The 15,956-nt window shown below is 60.2% G+C and carries 14 protein-coding genes; 7 read left to right on the forward strand and 7 right to left on the reverse strand.

Going from position 1 to position 15,956, the window contains the following annotated elements; genetic code table 11:
- Positions 1–59: 59 nt before the first annotated feature.
- The 5 genes from VWZ87_RS05810 to VWZ87_RS05830 form a co-directional block, all read right to left on the reverse strand.
- Positions 60–1,382: a branched-chain amino acid ABC transporter permease gene (locus VWZ87_RS05810; RefSeq protein ID WP_416534927.1), complete on the reverse strand. Its 1,323-nt coding sequence runs from the start codon at positions 1,380–1,382 to the stop codon at positions 60–62.
- Positions 1,379–2,389: a branched-chain amino acid ABC transporter permease gene (locus VWZ87_RS05815; RefSeq protein WP_416534928.1), complete on the reverse strand. Its 1,011-nt coding sequence runs from the start codon at positions 2,387–2,389 to the stop codon at positions 1,379–1,381. The genes VWZ87_RS05810 and VWZ87_RS05815 overlap by 4 nt, the downstream gene beginning before the upstream one ends.
- 494 nt (positions 2,390–2,883) lie before the next feature.
- On the reverse strand, positions 2,884–3,714 hold the full coding sequence (locus VWZ87_RS05820; RefSeq protein ID WP_340545587.1) for an ABC transporter ATP-binding protein: 831 nt from the start codon (positions 3,712–3,714) through the stop codon (positions 2,884–2,886).
- Entirely contained in the window at positions 3,711–4,499 is a 789-nt protein-coding gene (locus tag VWZ87_RS05825; RefSeq protein WP_340545586.1) for an ABC transporter ATP-binding protein, read from the reverse strand. Before VWZ87_RS05825 ends, VWZ87_RS05820 begins: the two co-directional genes overlap by 4 nt.
- 99 nt (positions 4,500–4,598) lie before the next feature.
- Complete coding sequence (locus VWZ87_RS05830; protein ID WP_416534929.1) at positions 4,599–5,792, reverse strand: ABC transporter substrate-binding protein; 1,194 nt, start codon at positions 5,790–5,792, stop codon at positions 4,599–4,601.
- A 486-nt stretch (positions 5,793–6,278) separates the two neighbouring features.
- On the opposite strand from VWZ87_RS05830, the gene VWZ87_RS05835 reads away from it, so the two are divergent.
- Positions 6,279–7,385: a PQQ-dependent sugar dehydrogenase gene (locus VWZ87_RS05835; protein WP_416534930.1), complete on the forward strand. Its 1,107-nt coding sequence runs from the start codon at positions 6,279–6,281 to the stop codon at positions 7,383–7,385.
- A 60-nt stretch (positions 7,386–7,445) separates the two neighbouring features.
- Here the strand turns inward: VWZ87_RS05835 and VWZ87_RS05840 are convergent, their stop codons facing one another.
- Positions 7,446–8,450: a GlxA family transcriptional regulator gene (locus VWZ87_RS05840; RefSeq protein WP_416534931.1), complete on the reverse strand. Its 1,005-nt coding sequence runs from the start codon at positions 8,448–8,450 to the stop codon at positions 7,446–7,448.
- 181 nt (positions 8,451–8,631) lie between these two features.
- Between VWZ87_RS05840 and VWZ87_RS05845 the strand changes: the two genes are divergently transcribed.
- On the forward strand, positions 8,632–10,002 hold the full coding sequence (locus VWZ87_RS05845; protein ID WP_416534932.1) for a class II 3-deoxy-7-phosphoheptulonate synthase: 1,371 nt from the start codon (positions 8,632–8,634) through the stop codon (positions 10,000–10,002).
- Positions 10,003–10,306: 304 nt separating this feature from the next.
- Here VWZ87_RS05845 and VWZ87_RS05850 read toward each other — a convergent pair whose 3' ends face one another.
- The gene (locus VWZ87_RS05850) at positions 10,307–11,140 is read right to left on the reverse strand and encodes a PAS domain-containing protein (RefSeq protein WP_340546320.1); all 834 of its coding nucleotides are present in this window, start codon (positions 11,138–11,140) and stop codon (positions 10,307–10,309) included.
- Between the two features lie 245 nt (positions 11,141–11,385).
- Here VWZ87_RS05850 and VWZ87_RS05855 point away from each other — a divergent pair, with 245 nt between their 5' ends.
- The 5 genes from VWZ87_RS05855 to VWZ87_RS05875 are packed head-to-tail and all read left to right on the forward strand — an operon-like array spanning position 11,386 to position 15,763.
- On the forward strand, positions 11,386–12,282 hold the full coding sequence (locus VWZ87_RS05855; RefSeq protein WP_416534933.1) for a YicC/YloC family endoribonuclease: 897 nt from the start codon (positions 11,386–11,388) through the stop codon (positions 12,280–12,282).
- Positions 12,283–12,328: 46 nt separating this feature from the next.
- Positions 12,329–12,970, forward strand: coding sequence for a guanylate kinase (gene gmk, locus VWZ87_RS05860; RefSeq protein ID WP_416534934.1), 642 nt, complete (start codon positions 12,329–12,331; stop codon positions 12,968–12,970).
- The gene (locus VWZ87_RS05865; RefSeq protein ID WP_340545579.1) at positions 12,967–13,488 is read left to right on the forward strand and encodes a gamma carbonic anhydrase family protein; all 522 of its coding nucleotides are present in this window, start codon (positions 12,967–12,969) and stop codon (positions 13,486–13,488) included. The genes gmk and VWZ87_RS05865 overlap by 4 nt, the downstream gene beginning before the upstream one ends.
- Positions 13,489–13,515: 27 nt before the next feature.
- Positions 13,516–14,673: a trans-sulfuration enzyme family protein gene (locus VWZ87_RS05870; protein WP_416534935.1), complete on the forward strand. Its 1,158-nt coding sequence runs from the start codon at positions 13,516–13,518 to the stop codon at positions 14,671–14,673.
- A gap of 49 nt (positions 14,674–14,722) precedes the next feature.
- Positions 14,723–15,763 carry a sensor histidine kinase gene (locus VWZ87_RS05875; RefSeq protein WP_340545577.1) on the forward strand — a complete coding sequence of 347 codons (1,041 nt, stop codon included), beginning with the start codon at positions 14,723–14,725 and terminating at the stop codon, positions 15,761–15,763.
- Positions 15,764–15,956 lie beyond the last annotated feature (193 nt).

Raw genomic sequence — 15,956 nt, forward strand, 5'->3', positions numbered from 1 at the left:
CGGGCGGCGTTTCGCGTTTCCATAGGTCCGATTGTCAGACCGGTCGCGGATCTGCGACCTCAGCGCTCGGGGATCAGGCCACGGGGGCTGAAGCGCAGCACCAGCAGCAGGATCAGCCCCATGGTCAGCAGGCGCATATGCGACGCGCTTTCCAGCAGATGAACCTTCAGCGCATTGGTGTCGGCCATGCCTGCGGTCAGGGTCTCGATCAGCAGGATGCCCATCGGCTCAACCTTGATCCACAGGAACCAGATCAGCAGACCTCCCAGCACCGCGCCAAAGTTATTGCCGGAGCCACCAACAATTACCATCACCCAGATCAGGAAGGTGAAGCGCAAGGGATTATACGTGCCCGGCGTCAGCTGGCTGTCGAGCGTGGTCATCATAGCCCCGGCAATGCCACAGATCGCAGAGCCAAGGATGAAGATTTGCAGATGGCGGCGGGTCACATCCTTGCCCATCGCCTCGGCTGCCACCTCATTGTCGCGAATGGCGCGCATCATCCGGCCCCAGGGGCTCTTCAATGCCATCTGCGCCATCCACAGCAGCACCAGCAGCACGACGGTGAACAGCAGCGAGTAGCCCAGCTTGACATAGAGCGTGGAGGCCAGAACCGGATCCAGACCATAGTCCGCCGCCTTGGCGACAAACTCCGCATCATTCTGCAGATCGACCTCATAGGGCAGGGGCCGGGGCAGGCCGACGACATTTTTCACGCCGCGCGACAGCCAGTCCTCGTTCTTCAGCACCGAGATGATGATCTCGGCAATGCCAAGCGTCGCAATCGCCAGATAATCAGACCGCAGACCGAGGGCCGTCTTGCCGATCAGCCAGGCAACGCCAGCCGCCAGCAGACCGCCCGCAGGCCAGGCCAGAAGCACCGGCAGACCCAGCCCGCCTAGGTTGCCCTCCAGCGCCGGGTTAATCGCCTCGACCCCGGCAACCGCCGGATCGAAGATTGCGCGATACACCACAAAGCCGAGGATCAGCACCGCCAGCAGCACCGCAATACGCAGCTTACCGGCAGGCACCATCCGCATGGTTGCAACGGCCGCGACCAGCGTCATCGCCCCCATGGCCAGTGCCATGATGATCCCGACACCGCCCTGGCTCCACGCGCCCGGTGTCGGAGCGGTAGAGACCAGCACAACGGCCAGACCACCAAGCGCCACGAAGCCCATGATGCCGACATTGAACAAACCGGCAAAGCCCCACTGAAGATTGACGCCAATCGCCATGATCGCAGAGACCAACCCCATGTTGAGGATCACCAGAGCCGAGTTCCAGGATCCGGAGAAAAACAGAAAGTTCGTGCTGCCCTCAAGCAGGATCAGAATGCCAACAAACAGAAACAGCAGGGAGGTTTTGACTGTCTCGCTCATACCACTTTTCCTTTGAAAAGGCCCGTGGGCTTGAACAGAAGCACGACCACAAGGATCGCAAAGGACACGGCGAATTTGTAATCCGTGCTCAGAAGCTGGACGAGGCCATCAGGCTTCATCGTTTCCGGCACAACATAGATCAGCACTTTCTTCCAGGCATAGGTGATGGTCACCTCGGAGAACGCGATGATGAACCCACCAGCGATGGCCCCGACCGGGCTGCCCAGACCACCAACGATAGCGGCGGCAAAGATCGGCAGCAGCAGCTGGAAATAGGTGAAGGGTTTGAAAGATTTGTCCAAACCATAAAGCACGCCGGCAATGGTCGCGAGGGTCGCAACGATCAGCCAAGTATACATCACCACCCGCTCCGGGTTGATGCCCGAGAGCAGCGCCAGATCTTCGTTGTCGGAATAGGCGCGCATGGATTTACCGGTGCGGGTCTTGTTCAGGAACCAAAACAGCAGCGCGACAACCACCACTGCGGTGATCACGGTGATGCCTTGCGTGGTCTTGATCGCCAGCCCCTCACTCAGGCCGGTCATCGCCTTGAAATCCCGCGCAGAAATCAGAAAGCGTTCGCCGTCAGCAAACCGCTGATCGCCCGGCCCGATGACAAATCGCACAAGGCCATTCATCATGAACATGACGCCCAGCGACACCATGACAAAAATCACCGGCTTGGCTTTCTGTGTCCGGTAGAACCGATAAACGGTGCGATCGGTGACCAGCATCAGAAGCATACAGCTCACGATGCCAAGCGGCAGCGCCAGCAGCGCAGTTGGCAGCGGGCCAAAGCTGATGCCCATCGACTGCAACCACCAGGTCACGATGATGGTCACCATCGTGCCGAAGGCCATAGTGTCGCCATGGGCAAAATTCGAAAACCGCAGCACCGAATAGATCAGCGTCACACCCAGCGCACCAAGCGCCAGTTGACTGCCGTAAGCGATTGCCGGAACCCCGACAAAATTTGTAAGCGCCACAAGGGCGTTGAGGAAGTCCATTATTTATCCTCTTGGCAGGTGCCGGTATATGTCACTTGGGAGGGATACCTTCTGGCACTTTTTTCATCGAGTGAGACATTGTCGCCGCTCATGAGTATCATCCAGCTGTCTACGGATGTGTCGGCTGGAGGGACCCTTGCGAACCTTATGGACGAACCAAGCTCCAGAAACGGGGCTAGTGAAACAAACTCTTCCGAGTCTCCTTGTGTCCAAGCGAAACGAGCCAGACCGCCACCGGCACCCCTATCTTCTGAAAGCACCGCAAGGGTGATCTTCATTTCGATGGGATCGGCCGGACACCTTTGAACCGTCTTGCAGTCCGCAGCATCGTTGGTGGTGCATTCCAGAACAGAAGTGCACTTAGGTTCCAAGTAGCAGCTGAGGTTAGTCCCAGCTTGGTCAGCAAGAGCAGCAGCAGGGCTAAGTGCCGTACAGATAACGAGAGCTCGACTGTGGTTTATTACAGCCGATTTTCTTAGTAGAGGCATACTCGGTCACCCCCCCAAGAAAGATTTGCGCACTTCGGGATCGGCGAGCAGCTCTTGGCCGGTGCCGGTGTAGGCATTGCGGCCCTGTACCAGAACGTAACCTTTGTCCGCGATCTCAAGCGCTTGTTTGGCGTTTTGTTCGACCATCAGGATCGGCAGGCCGGTGCGGGCCACCTCGATGATACGGTCGAACAGCTCGTCCATGACGATGGGCGACACACCTGCTGTCGGCTCGTCCAGCATCAGAACCTTTGGCTTGGTCATCAGCGCGCGGCCAACGGCCACCTGCTGGCGCTGACCCCCGGAGAGTTCGCCCGCCGGCTGGTTACGTTTTTCACGCAGTATCGGAAACAGCTCATAGACCTGCTCCATGGTATCGCGGAAATCATCGGTGCGGATGAAAGCACCCATTTCCAGGTTTTCCTCAACCGTCATCGAGGTGAAGATATTGCTGGTCTGGGGCACAAACCCCATGCCCTTGATCACCCGGTCCTGGGGGGTCAGCAGGGTGATATCCTCGCCGTCCAGACGCACGGCACCTGCGCGGACATCGAGCATCCCGAACACAGCTTTCATCGCGGTGGATTTCCCGGCACCATTGGGGCCAACGATAACGGCGATCTCGCCCTTATCGACGGCAATGGTGCAGTCGTGCAGGATATCCGGCCCTTTGCCGTAGCCGCCGGTCATCGTGTCACCGATCAGAAAGGGACCACCGTCCACCTTGCGTGTGGGGCCGCTTTTGCTGTGGGCAGGCTGCATCGTTCCGACACCATGCGGATTGGTGATCGAGGCATCACGATTGCCGTGATCGTTCTGGTAGGGATTGTCGCTCATGCTCCAGCCTCCAGTTTATCTTTGTTTTTCAGGCCGGTGCCGAGATAGGCTTCGATCACCTGCTCGTTGGCCTTGATCTGATCCAGCGTGCCTTCAGCCAGTTTCTTGCCCTCGGCCATGCAGATAACCGGGTCGCAGAGGCGCCCGATGAACTCCATGTCGTGCTCGATCACGACGAAGGTATAGCCGCGCTCCTCGTTGAGGCGCTTGATGGCATCGGCAATGGTATAGAGCAGGGTCCGGTTCACACCTGCGCCCACCTCATCGAGGAAGACGATCTTGGCGTCCACCATCATGGTGCGGCCCAGCTCAAGCAGTTTCTTCTGCCCGCCCGAGACCTGACCGGCCTTCAGATCAGCGATATGGCTGATGGTCAGGAATTCCAGAACCTCATCTGCCTTGGCCCGCAGCGCGCGTTCCTCATCCGCAATGCGCTTGCGGCCGAACCAGGTGTTCCACAGCGTCTCACCCGACTGCGCACTTGGCACCATCATCAGGTTCTCGCGGCAGGTCATCGACGCAAATTCATGCGCGATCTGGAACGTCCGCAGCAGCCCCTTGTGGAACAGCTCATGCGGCGGCAGGCCGGTGATGTCCTCACCGTCCATGGTGACCCGGCCAGAGGTCGGTTCAAGCACGCCTGCAATCACGTTGAAAAGAGTGGTTTTTCCGGCGCCGTTTGGCCCGATCAAACCGGTTATGGAGCCCTTAGCGATTTCCAGCGACGCGCCATCAACCGCATGGAACCCGCCGAAGTGCTTGTGCAAGTCCTCGACGACGATCATGTCATTTCATCCCCCACCGTCTTTTTGACGGCTTTTGAATTTGGAACAGCCCGGGCAAAACCCGGGCTGATCATCTTGGTTCGATCCGATTTTACGGGATCAGCGGAATTTCACGGTGGCGTTGGCGCCGTCCTTGACTTCGATCTCGCGGTAGGAGCCTGCGCTCTCACCGGGGCCGATCAGTTCTACGCCAGTCGCACCCTCATAGTCGATGTCGCCGCCATTCGCGAGGATTTCCAGGGCCTTGCCCAGCTCGCCGGGGTTGATCTTCTCACCGGGCGCATTGGCTACTTCGAGGATCTTGGAGCCATAGTCGGCCGGATCCTTGGAGTTTGCGGCCTGCATTGCCAGCATGAACAGCGCGGCAGCGTCATAGCTCTCCGGGGAATAGGCGGAGGTGCCGTCGAAACCGGCGGCTTTGGCCAGCTCAGCATAGATCGCCGCACCTTCGCTATCGGAACCGGCAATCTGGCCAAAGGAGCCATCAAGATCCGGGCCGATGTTCTTGGGCAGGGTGTCACCGATCATGCCACCGGGCAGACCGAAGGTGTCATAGGCACCGGAGTCGAGCGAGGCTTGAATGATGCCCAGGCCGCCCTGATCCAGGTAGCCGGCAACAACCAGAATATCGCCGCCAGCGGACGCCAGTGCGGCGACTTCTGCGGAATAGTCGCCCTTGCCGTCTTCATGCGCGGTCACGATGGTGACTTCACCGCCGACTTCCTCAAAGGAGGTTTTGATCGCGTCGGCCAGACCTTTGCCGTAGTCGTTGTTGGTATAGGTCAGGGCGATGGAGTTGACGCCGCGCTCTTTCAGCACTTCGGCCATCACCTGGCCTTCGCGGGCATCGGAGGGCGAGGTGCGGAAGAACAGGTCGTTGTCTTCCATGGTCGACAGGCCGGGCGAGGTGGCCGACGGCGAGATCATCACCATGCCGTTCGGGATCGCGACGTTCTGCAGGATCGCGCCGGTCACGCCGGAGCAGTCACCGCCGATGATGCCGTTGACACCGTCAGCAACCAGCTTCTCGCCGTTTGCAGTCGCCAGACCATTGTCGATACAGCCGGTGTCTGCGCGCACCGGAATGACAGTCGCCGCATCAAGCAGCTTGCCGGATTTGGTCACTTCCTCCATCGCCAGCTCAGCGCCGGAACCCATGGCCGGGGCGAGGGATTCGATCGGCCCAGTAAAGCCGAGAAGCACACCCAGCTTCACTTCCTTGGCGTGGCCACCCGCAAACGCAGTGCCAGCAGTCAGGGCAGCGGCGGCTGTCGCCATCATCATTTTTTTCATTTTTGTGAACTCCCATTTGTTGGAACATATTTGTTCAAATCGGACCCTAGGCAAGCGTGGTAAAAAAGGGAAGTCCTCTAGCGCCAACATGTCGCAGGTTTTTTCGCCCCGGTTACGGAGAATGGAATGTTCACAATGGGGTAGATGACCCAACGGCCGCTCGCCCCTGTGGCATCCGGGATCAGCTCACCGCAGCGCTCGTCGCAAGTCCCCAGATCCGCGTCGCATTTCATGCCGGGCGGCGCAAAAGCTGGCCAAATAGAAAATTCGCGCTAAATTCGGTCGAATAGCATGAATATGAGCCATTAGACCGCTCCCCCCAGGGTCTGATCACGGAATTGCGCAGGAGGCGTCATGCATATGGGGAGGTCTGTTATTAGAGTGCTCCAAGTCAACCCATCGTGTCAGGCGAAGCGACCCCGGCGACGGCGATCGTCGGCTTGTCAGCCGGAAAGACCGACCGGCCAGACGCGACAGATCCGGCCGATGCTGGCATCCCTGGCACAGCGCTTTATCGCATTAACCCTGCTGGCCACCGTTGGCACTGCGGTCTCGGCACAGACGCTGAGCAGCGATCAGGGAGTGTTGAAGATAGAGCGAATGGCCCACGGGCTGGATATCCCATGGGCTTTTGATTTCCTGCCTGATGGCTCGGTGCTGATCACTGAAAAAGACGGTGACCTGTTGCACCTGGCGGCCGGCCGCCTGACCCGCGTCAAAGGCACTCCGAAAGTGCTCGATCAGGGGCAGGGCGGGCTGCTGGACGTGTTGATTCCGCGCAATTTTGACAGGACCCGGCGGATATATCTCTCTTATTCGAAACGGCTTGGAAGAGGCTCTGCCACAGCGGTGGCCACCGGGCAGCTCGCCCGGCGCAACACCCAGCTTGAGGGGCTGCGGGACATCTTCGTCGCCGCGCCACCCGCCGACAGTGGGCGCCATTTCGGATCGCGGCTGGCAGAAGGGCCTGACGGAACTCTCTATGTCACTCTGGGTGATCGCGGCGACCGGCCATCGGCCCAATCCCTCACCTCACATCAGGGCAGCATTCTGCGTTTGAATCCCGACGGATCCGTCCCGCGCGACAACCCCTTTACCAAACAGAAAGGGGCGCAGCCGGAAATCTGGTCTTACGGGCATCGCAACCCCCAGGGACTGACCTTTGCCGCCGATGGCCAGCTCTGGTCTGTTGAACATGGCGCCCGTGGCGGGGATGAGGTCAATCTGATCGAGAAAGGCGCAAATTACGGCTGGCCGGTCATCGCCTACGGCCGGCATTATTCAGGGCTGAAAATCGGCGAAGGGACCACAAAGCCGGGCCTGAAGCAGCCGGCCCACTATTGGGACCCCTCGATGGCGCCCTCAAACCTGCTGGTGTATTCCGGCAGCATGTGGCCGGACTGGCGCGGTGATATCTTTGTCGGCTCGCTCAAGTTCGGCTATATCGCGCGGCTCTCCGGGCAACCACTGGCGGAGGTTGAGCAGATCAGGGGCGATGAGACAGGACGGATCCGGGACCTGCGCGAGGCCCCGGACGGTAGCATCTGGTTCCTGTCCGAGACCAATGGCGCGCTCTACCGCCTGTCGCGCTGAACCGGCGCGAACCGGACCCCGGGCCGATCCGGCATAGGCCTGATCCGTTAGGGGCGCGGGTCACAACGTCGGCGGGGCCGATTTGCTGCCACGTTCGCGATAAGGCGTCGTGTCGTAATGCGCCCGGTAGCATTTGGAGAAATGCGAAGGTGATGCAAACCCGCAGGCAAGCGCCACATTGATCACACTCATATCGGTCTGCATCAACAGGTTGCGCGCCTTCTGCAACCGCAGTTCCATATAATAGCGTTTGGGAGATCGGTTGAGATAGCGACGGAACAGCCGCTCCAGCTGGCGGGTCGACATGCCGACATTCTGCGCCAGAATGGAGGGGCTGATCGGCTCCTCGATATTGGCTTCCATCATCTGGATCACCATAGACAATTTTGGGTGGCGCACCCCGATCCGGGTCGGGATCGACAGGCGCTGCGTGTCCTGATCGGTCCGAATCGATGAATAGATGAGCTGATCGGCCACCGAATTAGCGATATCCTCGCCGTGATCATTGGCAATCAGCTTCAGCATCAGGTCGATGGAGGAGGTACCGCCGGCTGTCGACATCCGGTTGCCGTCGATGACAAAGACCGATTTGGTCAGCTCGACCTCGTCAAACTCCTCGTTGAAACTGTCGGCATTCTCCCAGTGAATCGTGGCACGTCTGCCATCCAGCAGGCCCGCGCGCGCCAGCGCATATGACGCCGTGCACAGCCCACCAACCTTCAACCCCTTGCGCGCTTCGCGACGCAGCCAGGACAGCAGTTTTTTTGTGGTGGTTTCCTGCACCGAAATACCGGAGCACAACAGAATTGTGTCATCGCGCTGGAGTTCGATCAGGTCGTCATCCACCTGAAAGGATGTTCCGGCCGAACAGCTGACCGTGCCGCCGCCTTCGGCCAAGAGCATCCAGGTGTAGACCTCGCGGCCAATCATCCGGTTGGCAATTCGCAGACATTCCAGCGCCGAGGCAAAAGACAGCATCGTAAAACGGTCAAGCAAAACAAAGGCATAACGCCGGGATTGGGGCCCTTTGGTCGGGCTTGGTGTTGGCTTGCTCTGCGTCTGCATGGCCAGCGTCCTCATTCAATATTTCTGTTCTTCGCAAGGGCGGATTTTGCGAAATTCGGGCACCGTGTTCATAGCTTCGCGGTGTCGTCAAGACTTTGCAAATCTAAACTGGTCAGCCGGAGTGTGATTTCGTATAGATGGCGTTCGTTAACTTTGAGACCTCTTATGCGGAGACACAGCTATGAGTGAGTGGCAAAAATCGACCTGGCGCCAAAAACCGCGGGTGCAAATGCCAGAATATACCAACGCCGACGCGCTGTCGGCTGTTGAGGCTCAGCTGTCAAAATATCCGCCGCTGGTATTTGCCGGTGAGGCGCGACGGCTGAAACAACACCTCGGCGCGGCCGGCCGGGGCGAGGCATTCCTGCTTCAGGGCGGCGACTGCGCCGAAAGCTTCGACCAGTTCAGCGCCGATGCGATCCGCGATACCTTCAAGGTGATGTTGCAGATGGCGATGGTGCTAACATACGGCGCCAAGGTTCCGGTGATCAAGGTCGGGCGCATGGCGGGCCAGTTCGCCAAACCCCGCAGCGCACCGACAGAGACCGTGAATGGCGTCGAGCTGCCCAGCTACCGCGGTGACATCATCAACGATCTGGCCTTCACCGAGGCCTCCCGCGTGCCGGACCCGCAGCGGATGCTACAGGCCTATACTCAGGCCGCCGCGACGCTGAACCTGATCCGGGCGTTCTCGACCGGCGGTTATGCCGATGTGAACCAGGTCCACGCCTGGACGCTGGGCTTTACCGAGGGCGAGAAGGCCGAAAGCTATCGTGAAATGGCGAATCGCATCACCGATACGCTCGACTTCATGAAGGCGGCCGGCATCAACAATGATACCGCGCACACCTTGCAGTCGGTTGACTTCTACACCAGTCACGAAGGTTTGCTGCTGGAGTATGAAGAGGCGTTGACCCGCCTGGATTCGACCTCCGGCAAATGGCTGGCCGGCTCCGGCCACATGCTGTGGATCGGCGACCGGACCCGTCAACCGGATGGCGCACACGTGGAATTCTGCAGCGGCGTGCTGAACCCGATTGGTCTGAAATGTGGTCCGACCACAACGGCCGAAGATCTGAAGGTTCTGATGGCCAAGCTGAACCCGGAGAATGAGGAAGGTCGTCTGACCCTGATCGCACGCTTTGGCGCAGGCAAAGCCGGCGAACACCTGCCACGCCTGATCAAGGCGGTTCAGGAAGAGGGCGCCAAGGTGACCTGGGTCTGCGACCCTATGCACGGCAACACCATCAAATCTTCCACCGGCTACAAGACCCGCCCGTTTGAGAGCGTCCTGCGCGAGGTTCGCGACTTCTTTGCGATCCACACCGCAGAGGGCACCATCCCGGGCGGCGTGCATTTCGAGATGACCGGTCAGGACGTCACCGAATGCACCGGCGGCGTGCGCGCCGTCACCGATGAGGATCTCAGCGACCGTTATCACACGGCCTGCGACCCGCGCCTGAACGCCAGTCAGTCGCTCGAACTGGCCTTCCTCGTTGCGGAAGAAGTCTCGCAGCTGCGCGCCCGCACTGCGGAGCGTCAAGCCGGCTGATCACCCACAGATCCACCCTGATCATCAGGATGGCACCTAGCAATGGGCCCTCACCCCATCCGGGTGAGGGTCTTTTTATTCAAAGGGTTGGGAGAAGTTGCTGATGCACCTTAGCCAGAGTTTCGGCAGCGATCCGCAAGACGCCACCAGCCCCGTGGGCGCAGCACCTTGGACATGGCGACAGGGTCGTTTGCGCATCTGACAAAAGGGAAACGCCCCGGACTTTCTGTCGCGGGGCGTCTGCTTTCTAGCTATGTCCAGTAGCGCGAAAGTATCTCGGGAATATGCTGTGCCGTCTCAGGCCTCAGTCTTTGCTGACCACCAGTCGGAGGTGGCTGCCGCGCTTCTTGGCGGGCTGTTTTTCGGCCTTTGGCGCCACGTCCTTCGCGCTCGACATCTGGCGGCTGCGCTCAATCAGCGAACGCGCTTCGGTCATCACGCTCGGCTCTGGCTCAAACCGCGCCTGCGTCTCGGCAAACCCCGGATTGGGTGTGTTGACGTCCTGCGGTTTACGCTGGGGTGCGACCGGATCAGCGGCTCGTGGCTTGGCCTTAAAGGGGGTGTCGCCCTTATGGCTGACCTGACGGATCTTTGTTTCGGTGATGGAGAACCGCTGTGACGTACCGGTCGGGTTGCCTTCGGAGATGAAAACACCCAGCGCACGGCTGATGTCGCCCAGATCGCTGCGCAGCGGCAGCAGCAGCATACGCGCCTCACGTGCGCCGCGCAGACGGTTGTTTTCGGTCTGAAGCGTCAGTTCGATGATGGCGGGCGTGTCGAACATGGTTTCCATTGCCGCGCTCATCTGTTTGCGCGCCTCCGGTGTGAAGAAAGCGGTGATCGGCATGCCGCGCACTTCCATGCCAGCCATTTCATTCACCCGCTGTCCGGCAAGACGGAACCGGGCGATACCGGGCGCGATCCGTTCCAGAATAAAGGTCTGGGGCAGGATGTTCTCCAGCCCGCGCGGGTCAATCTGCGACCGGCTGGGAATGTCATCACCCCGGCGCAGGGCGGTCCAATAGGCCTCCGCCTGACGCATGGGAGACAGCGATCCCGCAGCACGGAACCGGTCCATTGCCACAACCTTAGTTTGACCATCGGTCTGATCGTTATCTTTGCGGCCGCCAAAAAACATCGCTGTCATCCTCGCTGGATCCGGCTGGGTCATGCGCCAAGCTAAAGTTGGTTGCCTAACGATTAATGCCGAATTGGTTATCCTGAAGTTAACATGCCACAATCTTATTCAATTTTGGACTACTTCTTTAATCAATGGTTAACACTTTAGGATAGGACCGCGCGCTTATGGACTTGTCGGCTGCCCGTTTGTAAACCTTTGACCACGCAAAACTGCGCCTTGGGCGCCTCGGAGGGCAGCAGGACATGACCATCCATTCAATGACGAGCTTTGCAGCGGGACAGGGCAGCATCGGCGCCCATAGCTGGTCGTGCGAATTGCGCTCGGTCAACGCCAAGGGGCTGGATCTGCGGCTGCGCATTCCGGACTGGCTGGAGGGGCTTGAGACCAACCTGCGTGGCCAATTGAGCAAGGCGCTGTCGCGCGGCAACGTCTCCATGACCCTGCGCATCAGCCGCAGCGAAGCCGCCGCAAGCGCGCTTGAGATCAACCAGCCGGCGCTGGCATCGCTATTGCAGGCGATTGCCGAGGTGGAGCGTCAGGCCGATGCTGCCGGCATTGTGCTGGCACAGACCACGGCGGCCGATCTTCTGGCGCAGCGCGGCGTGTTGGAGCAGGCCAGCAGTGCCGATGATCCCGCCCCGATCGTGGCGGCACTGAGCGCAGATTTCGCCGCAATCCTGTCCGACTTTGTTAACATGCGCGCCAGCGAGGGCGCCGCGCTGAAGACCGTGCTGAAGGACCAACTGGACCAGATCAGCACGCTGCGCGATGAGGCCGCACGCCGCGCCGAGGCGCGCAAGGATGAGGTTGCCGCAAACCTGCGGACCAATCTTGCGCGGGTTCTGGACAACAGCGACGGCGTCGATGAAACCCGTCTGGCACAGGAACTGGCGCTTCTGGCGGTAAAATCCGACGTCACCGAAGAATTGGACCGGCTCACCGCCCATGTTGCGGCAGCGCGTGACCTTCTGGCCAAGGGCGGGGCGATCGGGCGCAAACTGGATTTCCTGATGCAGGAATTCAACCGCGAGGCCAACACACTCTGCGCGAAGGCGCAGAACAGCGATCTGACGGCGGTCGGGCTTGAGCTGAAGGCGGTGATCGACCAGATGCGCGAGCAGGTCCAGAACATCGAATAACGACACAGAATAACAACAACGTCATAAGACATAAGGAGAGCACGCCATGGCAGATCGGCGCGGCCTGTTGATCATCCTTTCTTCGCCCTCGGGGGCCGGGAAATCCACATTGGCAAAACGACTGCGGTCCTGGGATCCCAGCATCGAATTCTCCGTCTCCGCCACCACGCGCAACCCGCGCCCGGGCGAGGTGGATGGGCAGGACTATCATTTTATCACCACCGATGCCTTCAAAACAGCGGTGAGCGAAGGCGACATGCTGGAACACGCTCATGTGTTCGGCAATTTCTACGGCTCGCCCAAGGGGCCGGTAAAGGCGGCGATTGATAGCGGGCGCGACGTGCTTTTTGATATCGACTGGCAGGGCGCCCAGCAGATCCGCAACTCAGATCTGGGCCAGCACACGCTGTCGATCTTTCTGCTGCCCCCCTCGATCTTGGAGTTGCGCCGTCGTCTGGAAAGCCGGGCGCAGGACGATGCCGCTACGATCACCCGCCGGATGGAGAAAAGCTGGGACGAGATCAGCCACTGGGGCAGCTATGACCACGTGCTGATCAACGATGACCTCGACGCGACCGAGACGCAGCTGAAGACAATTATCACCGCCACCCGCCTGCGCCGGATCCAGCAGCCGCATCTGATGGACCACGTGCGCGGCCTGCAAAGCGAATTTGAGGAGCTGTCATGACCATCTATGCCCTGGGCGACAAGACCCCGAACATCCACGCCGACACCTGGGTCGCGCCCGACGCCAACCTGATTGGCCTTGTGGTGCTGGAGGAGGGGGCCTCGGTCTGGTTTGGCACCACCATCCGGGCCGATCACGAAGAGATCCGTATCGGTCGCGGCTCCAACGTGCAGGAAAACTGCGTCATGCACATTGACGCAGGCTACCCGCTGACCATTGGTGAAAACTGCACCATCGGCCACAAGGTGATGCTGCATGGCTGCACCATCGGCGACAACTCCCTGATCGGAATGGGTGCGACCATTCTGAACGGTGCCAGGATCGGCAAGAACTGCCTGATCGGTGCGGGCGCCCTGATCACAGAGAATAAAGAAATCCCAGATAACTCTCTGGTCATGGGCGCACCCGGCAAGATTGTCCGGGATGTTGACGAGGCTCTGGTGCAGTCGCTGCGCCAGAGCGCTGAGCACTACCAGGAAAACATGCGTCGTTTTCGCGACGAACTGACAGAGGTCTGACACGTGAGAAATTCCAAAGGGTCGCTGATGCGGCCAGATCCCTTGCCCTTCAGCGCGAGCCATCCGGTTGTGACACCGCTCAGCCCGTCGGTGGTCTATGCCAGCGAAACGCCGGATGCGCTTGATGACCAGTACGAAGGGCGGGTGCACGGCTATACCTACTCCCGCGAAGGCCATCCCAATGCCGATGTGGTCGCCAAGCGGCTGGATGCGATGGAAGGTATGCCCGGCGGTGTCGTGACCGGCTCCGGCATGGCGGCGGTTTCGGCCGTTCTGCTGGGCCTGCTGAAAACCGGCGATCACGTGATTGGCGGCAATCAGCTCTACGGGCGGTCGATGCGCCTGATGGCCGAGGATCTGCCGCGTCTGGGCATTGAAACCACTTTGGCCAATCCCGGTGATGTGGCCGCAGTGGAGGCCGCGATCCGCCCCGAAACCAAGATGATCCTGGTCGAGGCGGTGTCAAACCCGACGCTTGCCGTCGCCGATATCGACGGGCTGGCCCAGCTCTGCAAGGATCGCAATATTCTCTTGGTGGTGGACAATACCTTTACCACGCCGCGGGGCTTTCGTCCCTTTGACCACGGCGCCGATATCGTCATTCATTCAATCACCAAGCTGCTGGCCGGCCATTCCGATGTGATGCTCGGTTATGTCGTGGCCAAGGATCCTGAGATCAACACCCGTCTCAGCGTCTATGTGGTGACCACCGGCATGACGCCCAGCCCGTTCGACTGCTGGCTCGCCGAACGCGGTATGCTCTCGTTCGAGCTGCGGTTTGAACGCGCCCAGGCCACGGCGGTGACGCTGGCGGACCATCTGGCGGGGCTGCCGGGGGTGAAGCGGGTGATCTACCCGACCCGCAAGGATCATCCCGATCACGAGCGCGCAATGGCGCTGTTGGAGGGCAGGGGCTGCAATATGGTCAGCTTCGAGCTTGAGGGCGGGCGCGCTGCCGCCAATGCCTTTACCCGAGCGGCAGATGGGCTGAACTTTGCCCCGACCCTGGGCGATGTGGGCACAACGCTGTCGCATCCGGCCTCTTCCTCGCACCGCGCCCTCAGCGCGGAGGATCGCGCAAAACTGGGGCTGAGCGAAGGGTTCTTCCGCGTCTCGGTCGGGCTTGAGGATCCTGCAACGCTCTGCGCTGTCTTCACCGAAGCGGTCGCGGCTGCCATGTCATAGTTACAATTGATTTGTAACACGGCCGGCACAGCTAAAACGCGAGGGGCACATGACTGACGATCTGATTAACGGTTTCATGGAGGCCATCCCCTTGCCAGCTGTGCTGGTCGATCAAAGCGAAAGGTTCATCGCCGCAAATGCGGCGGCGACCACGCTGCTGGGCGCCAATCTGGTCGGGCGCCATTTCGCCACCATCTTGCGCCAGCCCAATGTGGCCACGGCGATCGAAAGCTGCCTTTACGACCGCAGCGCCAAAACCGCGCGTCACCTGTCCAATGATGGCGCACAGGACACCACGTTTGAGGTGGCCCTGCGCTATGTGCCGGGCATCGGCGCCGTGAATGGCGGCGCGGCGCTGATCAGCCTCACGGATATCACCGAGCGCGAGCAGGCGAGCCAGATGCGGCGTGATTTTGTCGCCAATGTCAGCCATGAACTGCGTACGCCGCTCACTGCGCTTATGGGGTTTATCGAAACGCTGCGCGGCCCTGCACGCGATGATGCTGCGGCACGGGATCGGTTTTTGCAGATCATGCAGGATGAAGCCAATCGGATGAACCGGCTGGTTGGTGATCTTCTGTCGCTGAACCGGGTCGAAAGCGAGGAGCGGGTGCGCCCGCGCGAACAACTGGATCTGGGCGCTCATCTGGCCTCGACCCTGAAATCGCTGGAGCCGGTAGCAGAGGCCGCCGAGGTGCAGCTGACGCTCGACATACCGGAGACGCCAACCGCCGTTACCGGCGATCCAGACCAGTTGCAGCAGGTCTTCACCAATCTGGTTGAGAACGCGATCAAATATGGCGGCGATCACGTCACGCTGCGGTTGCGGACCCGTGATCGTGATCCAGCGGTCCGCGCCGCTGCTGTCAGGGTCGAGGTAATCGACAACGGCAGCGGGATCGATCCCGTGCATCTGCCGCGCCTGACCGAACGGTTCTACAGGGTGGATACCCACCGATCCCGAGAGCAGGGCGGCACCGGTCTGGGGCTGGCGATTGTCAAACATATCGTCAACCGCCATCGCGGCCGCCTGCGGGTTGAAAGCAGCGCCGCCACTGGCACCGTCTTTACCGTCATCCTGCCGCGCTGAGCCGGCCACCGGGGCGCCGATGTGGCCTAGGCCGCGCCAACAGCCGCCAGCGATTAACAAAAACCGGGGCACCCGGAGCGTTTTGTCACAAAAATCCGCCAGAAATCCGGGTTTGTCATACAGCTGTTACATAGCTGTCACAAAAGGCTCACGCGCCGCCCTTAGGTGAGGGCGCAAGATCATCACGGGATGA

This window comes from Phaeobacter sp. JH20_37, from assembly GCF_048056015.1.
In the GTDB taxonomy this organism is placed as follows: domain Bacteria; phylum Pseudomonadota; class Alphaproteobacteria; order Rhodobacterales; family Rhodobacteraceae; genus Phaeobacter; species Phaeobacter bryozoorum.

Bases quoted from the DNA above. Each gene is read 5' to 3' on its own strand.
- VWZ87_RS05810 (WP_416534927.1), bottom strand. From the start codon at position 1,382: ATGAGCGAGACAGTCAAAACCTCCCTGCTGTTTCTGTTTGTTGGCATT.
- VWZ87_RS05815 (WP_416534928.1), bottom strand. From the start codon at position 2,389: ATGGACTTCCTCAACGCCCTTGTGGCGCTTACAAATTTTGTCGGGGTT.
- VWZ87_RS05820 (WP_340545587.1), bottom strand. From the start codon at position 3,714: ATGAGCGACAATCCCTACCAGAACGATCACGGCAATCGTGATGCCTCG.
- VWZ87_RS05825 (WP_340545586.1), bottom strand. From the start codon at position 4,499: ATGATCGTCGTCGAGGACTTGCACAAGCACTTCGGCGGGTTCCATGCG.
- VWZ87_RS05830 (WP_416534929.1), bottom strand. From the start codon at position 5,792: ATGAAAAAAATGATGATGGCGACAGCCGCCGCTGCCCTGACTGCTGGC.
- VWZ87_RS05835 (WP_416534930.1), top strand. From the start codon at position 6,279: ATGCTGGCATCCCTGGCACAGCGCTTTATCGCATTAACCCTGCTGGCC.
- VWZ87_RS05840 (WP_416534931.1), bottom strand. From the start codon at position 8,450: ATGCAGACGCAGAGCAAGCCAACACCAAGCCCGACCAAAGGGCCCCAA.
- VWZ87_RS05845 (WP_416534932.1), top strand. From the start codon at position 8,632: ATGAGTGAGTGGCAAAAATCGACCTGGCGCCAAAAACCGCGGGTGCAA.
- VWZ87_RS05850 (WP_340546320.1), bottom strand. From the start codon at position 11,140: ATGTTTTTTGGCGGCCGCAAAGATAACGATCAGACCGATGGTCAAACT.
- VWZ87_RS05855 (WP_416534933.1), top strand. From the start codon at position 11,386: ATGACCATCCATTCAATGACGAGCTTTGCAGCGGGACAGGGCAGCATC.
- gmk (WP_416534934.1), top strand. From the start codon at position 12,329: ATGGCAGATCGGCGCGGCCTGTTGATCATCCTTTCTTCGCCCTCGGGG.
- VWZ87_RS05865 (WP_340545579.1), top strand. From the start codon at position 12,967: ATGACCATCTATGCCCTGGGCGACAAGACCCCGAACATCCACGCCGAC.
- VWZ87_RS05870 (WP_416534935.1), top strand. From the start codon at position 13,516: ATGCGGCCAGATCCCTTGCCCTTCAGCGCGAGCCATCCGGTTGTGACA.
- VWZ87_RS05875 (WP_340545577.1), top strand. From the start codon at position 14,723: ATGACTGACGATCTGATTAACGGTTTCATGGAGGCCATCCCCTTGCCA.